Annotated in this window: 7 protein-coding genes and 1 pseudogene; all 8 read left to right on the forward strand. The window is 68.9% G+C overall.

Annotated elements, in window-relative coordinates; all coding sequences use genetic code 11:
* Positions 1-299, forward strand: a 299-nt coding sequence (locus ACO1BU_RS35205) for a GDP-mannose 4,6-dehydratase (protein WP_424140553.1), incomplete at its 5' end; no start/stop codon positions are given.
* Positions 299-1195 (forward strand): dTDP-4-dehydrorhamnose reductase, encoded by an 897-nt coding sequence (gene rfbD / locus ACO1BU_RS35210; RefSeq protein ID WP_424140554.1) that lies wholly within the window; start codon positions 299-301, stop codon positions 1193-1195. The genes ACO1BU_RS35205 and rfbD, both read left to right, overlap by 1 nt.
* 3 nt (positions 1196-1198) lie before the next feature.
* Positions 1199-2068, forward strand: a complete 870-nt coding sequence (rfbA, locus tag ACO1BU_RS35215; RefSeq protein ID WP_424140555.1) for a glucose-1-phosphate thymidylyltransferase RfbA — start codon at positions 1199-1201, stop codon at positions 2066-2068.
* Between the two features lie 245 nt (positions 2069-2313).
* Complete coding sequence (hldE, locus tag ACO1BU_RS35220; protein ID WP_424140559.1) at positions 2314-3768, forward strand: bifunctional D-glycero-beta-D-manno-heptose-7-phosphate kinase/D-glycero-beta-D-manno-heptose 1-phosphate adenylyltransferase HldE; 1455 nt, start codon at positions 2314-2316, stop codon at positions 3766-3768.
* 58 nt (positions 3769-3826) lie between these two features.
* A pseudogene (locus tag ACO1BU_RS35225) lies at positions 3827-4502 on the forward strand (IS630 family transposase); the annotation flags it as partial.
* A gap of 63 nt (positions 4503-4565) precedes the next feature.
* A complete protein-coding gene (tnpA, locus tag ACO1BU_RS35230; RefSeq protein ID WP_424140556.1) occupies positions 4566-5012 on the forward strand; it encodes an IS66-like element accessory protein TnpA in 447 nt (148 codons plus the stop codon).
* Positions 5009-5365: an IS66 family insertion sequence element accessory protein TnpB gene (tnpB, locus tag ACO1BU_RS35235; RefSeq protein ID WP_424140557.1), complete on the forward strand. Its 357-nt coding sequence runs from the start codon at positions 5009-5011 to the stop codon at positions 5363-5365. The genes tnpA and tnpB overlap by 4 nt, the downstream gene beginning before the upstream one ends.
* A 12-nt stretch (positions 5366-5377) precedes the next feature.
* Positions 5378-6769, forward strand: coding sequence for an IS66 family transposase (gene tnpC, locus ACO1BU_RS35240; RefSeq protein WP_424140558.1), 1392 nt, complete (start codon positions 5378-5380; stop codon positions 6767-6769).
* Positions 6770-7162 lie beyond the last annotated feature (393 nt).

The raw sequence follows: 7162 nt of genomic DNA on the forward strand, positions 1-7162 counted from the left end.
GCACCATCTGCGACACGCTGGATCGCCTGCGCCCCGGATCATGCCCGCGCCGGGATCTGATCACCTTCGTGCCCGACCGGCCCGGCCACGACCGGCGCTACGCCATCGACCCGACCAAGGCCCAGCGTGAGCTGGGCTGGGACGCCGGCGTCACCTTCGAGGGCGGCATCGAGCGCACCATCGAATGGTACCTCGACAACGAGGCCTGGTGGCGTCCCCTGCGCGAAAAGTACAGCGGCGAGCGCCTCGGGCTGCTCGACACGCCGGCTCAGCAGAGCACGACCAGGAACGCGGCCTGATGCGCGTCCTCGTTGCTGGCCGCACCGGCCAACTCGCCATCGAGCTGCTGAACCGCTTGCCGCGCGACGGCCACGCCGTGGTCGCGCAGGAGGCGCCCGAGCTCGACCTGACCGACCCGGCCTCCATCGCCCTTGCCGTGGAAAAGGCCGCGCCCGAGGCCATCATCAACGCGGCCGCCTACACGGCCGTGGACAAGGCCGAGAGCCAGCGCGACCTGGCCTTTGCCGTGAACGCGACCGGCGCCGGCCTGCTGGCCGAGGCCGCCGCCCGGCGGAACCTGCCCTTCGTCCATGTCTCAACCGACTACGTCTTCCCCGGCGATGGCGGCGCTCCCTACACGGAGGACGCTCCAACCGATCCGATCGGCGTCTACGGAGAATCCAAGCTGGCCGGCGAGCAGGCCGTCCTGGCCGCCAACCCGCGGAGCATCATCCTGCGGACCGCCTGGGTTTGCAGCCCGCACGGCCACAACTTCGTCAAGACCATGCTGCGCCTTGGGCAGGAGCGCGAGGCGCTGTCAGTGGTCGCCGACCAGCACGGCGCGCCCACCTTCGCGGCTGACCTGGCGGATGCCATCGCGCGCATCCTGCCGCGCCTCGCGACCGCGGCCGCCGGGGACGAGGCCTTCGGCGTCTTCCACCTCACCGGACAGCCCTGGACCACCTGGCACGGCTTCGCGCAAGCCATCTTCGAGGAGGCGGGCCGGCGCAGGCGCCCTGTGCCGCGTCTCTTTGCGATCACGACAGCGGATTACCCCACCCCGGCCCGGCGCCCCGCGGACGGCCGGCTCGACTGCGGGCGCATCGCCCGCGTCCACGGCATCCAGGCCGCTGACTGGCGCCGCTCCCTATCGCGCTGCCTCGATGCGCTTATCGGGCCGGTGGAGACTAACTAAGCCATGAAGGGCATTATTCTCGCCGGCGGCAGCGGCACCCGGCTCTACCCCGCGACGCTGGCCGTCTCGAAGCAGCTTCTGCCGGTCTTCGACAAGCCGATGATCTACTACCCGCTCTCCGTGCTCATGCTGGCCGGGATCCGGGACATCCTGATCATCTCCACGCCGCATGACCTGCCGCTCTTTCAGCGCCTGCTCGGCTCCGGCGAACAATGGGGCATCCGCCTCTCCTACATCCAGCAGGACAGCCCGGACGGCCTGGCCCAGGCCTTCATCCTCGGCGAGGAATTCCTGGCCGGCTCGCCTTCCGCCCTCGTGCTGGGCGACAACATCTTCCACGGCCACGCGCTCGACGAGGAACTACTGGCCGCCCGGCCGGAGGGACCCGGCGCCTCGGTCTTCGCCTATCGCGTCGCCGACCCGCACCGCTACGGCGTGGTAGAGTTCGACGAGGCCTATCGCGCCATCTCGTTGGAGGAAAAGCCGGCGAAGCCCCGCTCGGAATGGGCCGTGACCGGTCTCTACTTCTACGACGGCCGCGCCTCCGCCATGGCGCGCAGGATTAAGCCCTCCCCACGCGGGGAGCTGGAGATCACCGACCTCAACCGCCTCTACATGGAGGAGGGCTCGCTCCGCGTGATCCGCCTCGGCCGCGGCTATGCCTGGCTCGACACCGGAACCCATGACAGCCTGCTCGAGGCCGGCGAGTACGTCCGCGCCATCGAAAAGCGCACGGGCATGAAAATCGCCTCCCCCGAGGAAATCGCCTGGCGCATGGGCTTCATCGACGACAACGCCCTGCGCGCCCTGGCTGCGAAGCAGAGCAAGAGCGGGTACGGAGCCTATCTCGAGGGGCTGATCTCACACCGGTAGCTCTGGACAGAAGAGCGTCGGGACGGAGCAGAGGAGCGGTCGGACCACTTCGACCGGTCGTGGCTCCGACGGCGGAATACAGGACCGCCCAGGCGGGTCAGGTGAGCCGGACCGGCGCGGAGAGCAGCCAACGTGGCCCATTCTTGGTTGCGCGCTCTAGCCCGGCCGGGCTACTGCGCCGCCGCGATCTTCCTCGACGGCCGCCATGTCCGGCGCGAGGCTTTCCGTAGGGTGGTCCGGGAATGATAGACTTCGTCGGTCAGCGCATCCTCTGTCTCGGCGACGTGATGCTCGACCGGTTTTACTATGGCCGGGTTGACCGCATCTCGCCCGAGGCGCCGGTGCCGGTGGTCCGCATGACTGAGCATCGAGCGATGCTTGGCGGCGCCGGAAACGTCGCGCGCAACATCGCCTCACTTGGGGGGCAGGCGGTTCTCCTGGGCATCGTGGGTGAGGATCTCGCGGGGCGAGAGTTGTCCGCGCTGATCGAGGGCGCGCCAGGGCTGATCGACGCCAACATCCGATCCGCCACACGTCCTACTATCTGCAAGACCCGCATCATCGCTACCCATCAGCAACTTGTGCGGCTTGATGAGGAAGTCACGGGCGCTATCAGCGAGGCGGATGTTGCGGCGGTCTGCCGGCGTCTCTCGGAGAGGCTGCCCGGCTGCCAAGCTCTCGTGATCTCTGACTATGCGAAGGGTCTCCTACGCGCGGAAGTCGTCCGCTACGCCATCCAAGTGGCGCACCGCTCAGGAATCCCGGTCTTCGTTGATCCTAAGCGAGATGACTTTGCCTTCTACAGCGGCGCCACCGTGCTAACGCCCAATTTGAAGGAACTGGCCGCTGCAGCGCGCGCGCCTGTTGAGACCGATGAGCAAGTGGCTGCAGCAGCCCAGGCCCTACTGACGTCGGCCCAGGCAAAGGCGATGCTGGTCACACGCTCGGAGAAGGGCATGCTGCTCACCGAATTGGATGGCAGCGTGCACGTTGTGCCTACTCATGCGAAGGAGGTCTTCGACGTGTCGGGCGCTGGTGACACGGTGATCGCCGTAGCCGCGCTCTCCGTGGCCGCAGGCCATCCATTGCCCCGAGCCATGCGCATCGCCAATGCGGCAGCCGGTGTCGTAGTGGGTAAGCTCGGCACAGCGACGCTGGACATCGAGGAGCTTAATGCTGCGTTGGACGCTGATGCGGCTACGGTTGCTGATATCGCTGGCAAGGTTGTGTCGCCCGGTAGAGCAGTTGCGATTATCGAAGGTTGGCGCCGTCGGGGGCTAGAAGTTGGCTTTACCAATGGCTGTTTCGATATCCTGCACCGCGGGCATGTCACGATGCTAACTGCATCGCGCGCAGCGTGCGACCGACTGGTGGTCGCACTCAACAGTGATGCCAGCGTGCGAAGACTGAAGGGCTTGAGTCGTCCTATCAACACATTGGACGACCGTTCGGCGGTGATCGCGGCGCTGCAGTCCGTCGATCTTGTCGTGTCATTCGACGATGACACGCCGTTGGAAATAATTACCCGGCTACAGCCGGACGTGCTGTTTAAGGGTGCGGACTATCGAGTGGAAGATGTGGTGGGAGCTGAGGTGGTGCGCGCGTGTGGCGGGCGCGTGGCGCTGATCGACCTGGTGCCGGGACGATCCACCAGCAACATCATAGCCCGGAGTCAAGGCACAGCTAGTGGTTTGAGTTAGAGGTTCTCTGACACTTGGGGCGGGGTGTAAGGTTGGGCGTCTCTGGCGGAAGGCGTCCATGGCACGTGGCCCGAGAGCGGCAGTGGTGGTGCTGACGGAGCAGGAACGCGAGGCGCTGCAGCGCCTGGTCCGGCGACGTGGCGCGGGTCAAGCGGCGGTGATGCGGGCGCATCGTGCTGGCGGCCGATGCCGAGCCGGAGTTGCCCAACGGGGCCATCGCGGCCCGCCTCGGCGTGAGCCGCCAGAGCGTGATCACCTGGCGTGGTCGCTTCCGGGCGCACCGCCTGGAGGGGCTGGTCGACGCACCCCGCAGCGGGGCACCTCGGCGGGTGGGTGACGATGCTGTCGAGGCGATGATCACGCGAACGCTGGAGCGCTAGCCCGAGGGTGCAACCCACTGGTCAACGCGCGCCATGGCGCGGCAGGCCGGGATGAGCCAGACCATGGTTTCGCGCATCTGGCGAGCGTTCGGCCTCCAGCCGCACCGGTCCGAGACCTTCAAGCTCTCTCGCGATCCGGCCTTCGTCGACAAGGTGCGGGACGTGGTCGGCCTCTACCTTAACCCACCCGGCCGCGCTCTGGTGCTGTGTGTGGACGAGAAGCCGCAGATCCAGGCCAATGAGGGGACCGCGCCGGTCCTGCCCATGCGCCCTGGCCAGGTCGAGCGCCACAGCCACGACTATGTCCGGCACGGTACCACGGACCTGTTCGCCGCCCTCGACGGTAAGCGCGGCGTGGGGGCCCTTCTTGCGCGCTGTCGTTGACCTCGCGAGGTAGGCCGTCGCGGAGGTGTTGCGATGGCGCGATGGGTGGCGGGTGCGAGTGCCAGCACTGGTGCTAGCACTGGGGCGATGGAGCGGGTGGAGATCGTCACCCGCGGCGCGCGGCGGGATTACACGGCCGAGGAGAAGGCGGCGTTCCTGGCAGAGGCTGCCGAGCCCGGGGCACGGGTGCTGGAGGTGGCGCAGCGGCACGGCATTTCGCCGAGCCTGATCCACCGCTGGCGGCGCGAGGCCGAGGGCAGGCCGGTGAAGCGCAGGGCGGCCCTGCGCCCACCGCGGCTGGTGCCCCTGGTGGTCGGGCCAGGTGTTCCGGCCGCGGTACCGGAGTTCGTTGCGCCGCCTGTCCGGGAGACGGTCGGGGCGGCGGTCGAGGTCGTGTTGCGAAACGGCCGCGTGCTGCGGGTTGGCGGCGAGGCGGAGGTGGCGGTGCTGGCCCGGCTGGCCGCGGCGCTGGAGGCGTGATCGCGCTCCCGGCGGGGGCGCGCATCCTTCTCGCCACGCAGCCTGTGGACTTCCGCAAGGGGGCGCATGGCCTGGCGGCGCTGGCGGCCGAGATGCTGGGCGAGGATCCGTTCTCGGGCGTTGTCCTGGTATTCCGGTCGCGCCGTGCGGACCGGATCAAGATCCTGGTCTGGGATGCGAGCGGGCTGGTGCTGGTCTGGAAGCAGCTCGAGGGCAACGTGTTCCGCTGGCCGCCGATCGTGGATGGCGTGATGCGGCTCAGCCCAGTCGAGTTCGCGGCGCTGTTCGACGGCTTTGATTGGTCGCGCATGCAGACGCCGAAACGGGTTCCCAGGCCGACCGCGGCTGCATAGACTCGGCGTGCGATGCGCGCGGCCGACATCGATCTGACGAGCCTTCCTGACGACCCCGCGGCATTGCGCGCGCTCCTCGTCGCGGTGGTTGCCGAGCGGGACGCGCTGGCGGAGCGGAATGAGCGGCTGCGCCATCTGCTGGAGAAGCTCCGACGGATGCAGTTCGGCAGGCGGTCCGAGCGCCTGCCTGAGGATCAGCTCCACTTCGCGTTCGAGGAGCTCGAGGCCTCCATCGCCGAGGCCGCGGCCGAGGTGGCCAGGACCTCCCCCGAGCAGCGGGAGGGGACAGTCCGGCGCCGCCGTGCCGGGCGCGGGCGGTTGCCCGCGCACCTGCCCCGCGTCGAGGTGGTGCTCGCGCCGGAGACGACGACCTGCCCATGCTGCAACGGCGCGCTGGTTGAGATCGGGATCGACACGTCGGAGCGGCTGGACGTGATCCCGGCGAGGTTCCAGGTCCTCGTCACGCGCCGCCCGAAGCTCGCCTGCCGAGCCTGTCCCGGCACCGTGCTGCAGGCCTCGGCGCCACCCCGCCTGGTCGAGGGCGGGGTGCCGACGGAGGCCACCGTCGCCCATGTCCTGGTGTCGCGCTACGCTGACCACCTCCCACTCTATCGCCAGTCCCAGATCCTGCTGCGGCAGGGGATCGAGATCGGCCGCGAGGTGCTGGCGGACTGGACCGGCACGGCGGCTTGCGAAGTGTTGCCCGTCGTGCGCCGGATGCACGAGATCCTCCTCACCTCGCCCAAGCTGTTCGCCGACGAGACCACGATGCCGGTGCTCGACCCGGGGCGCGGCCAGACGAAGAAGGGCTACGCCTGGGCACTCGCGCGGGACGACCGGCCCTGGGGCGGGACGGACCCGCCTGCCGTGGTGTTCCACTACGCCCCGGGCCGCGGCGCCGAGCACGCCCGCGCGCTGCTCCGGAACTACGGCGGCATCCTCCAGTGCGATGGCTACGGCGTCTACAAGGCGGTCGCCGCCGAGCGGGGCATGACGCTCGCGTTCCGCTGGCCGCATGTCCGCCGCGAGTTCATCGCGCTGGCGAAGAGCAAGACGGCACCGATCGCGGCCGAAGCCCTGCGGCGAATAGCCGCCCTCTACGCCGTCGAGGCGGAGATCAGGGGCAGGCCCCCGGAGGTCCGGCAGGCCGCCCGCCAGGCCAGGAGCCGCCCCCTTGCCGAGGAGCTGTTCGCCTGGCTACGGGAAGCCCTCGCGCGCCTGCCCGGCAGCAGCCCGACGGCGGAGGCGATCCGCTACGCCCTGAACCACCGGGACGGCCTCGTGCGGTTCCTCGACGACGGCCGGATCGAGATGGACAATAACACCGTCGAGCGCGCCATCCGGCCCCTCTGCCTGTCCCGAAAGAACGCGCTGTTCGCCTCCGGCGACGAGCTGGCAGCATAATGCTGTTGGCCATCATGGACAGGCGGATTGGGTCAGGATCAGCCACCCTGGCCATCCGGACTGTGGGCAAGTTGTCCGCGTGGGCCGGCGCTCCAGCGGGCACGGGGGGGCAGCCTACCTCAAGATTGAGTTGCCAGACGGCCGGCGGGAGCGGATCCCGCAGTCCTGGACCGAGGACCTCACCGACGGAGGATCGGCCGTGCCAGTCTTGTTGTTCTCCCCCAGCAGTCTGCGGGCCTTGGTCCGGTGGACCCGCGAGCATGGCAGACCGCCGTCAGCGGAGAGCAGCCATGCCATGCTCCACGACCAGGATCTGGGCGCGCCTGCCGATCGAGGCGCAGACCGCGATGACACAACTCTGGGCCGAGCTGATGTTCCGGCACGCGGCCCGCG

The organism is Roseomonas chloroacetimidivorans, assembly GCF_049629625.1.
GTDB lineage: Bacteria > Pseudomonadota > Alphaproteobacteria > Acetobacterales > Acetobacteraceae > Roseomonas > Roseomonas chloroacetimidivorans.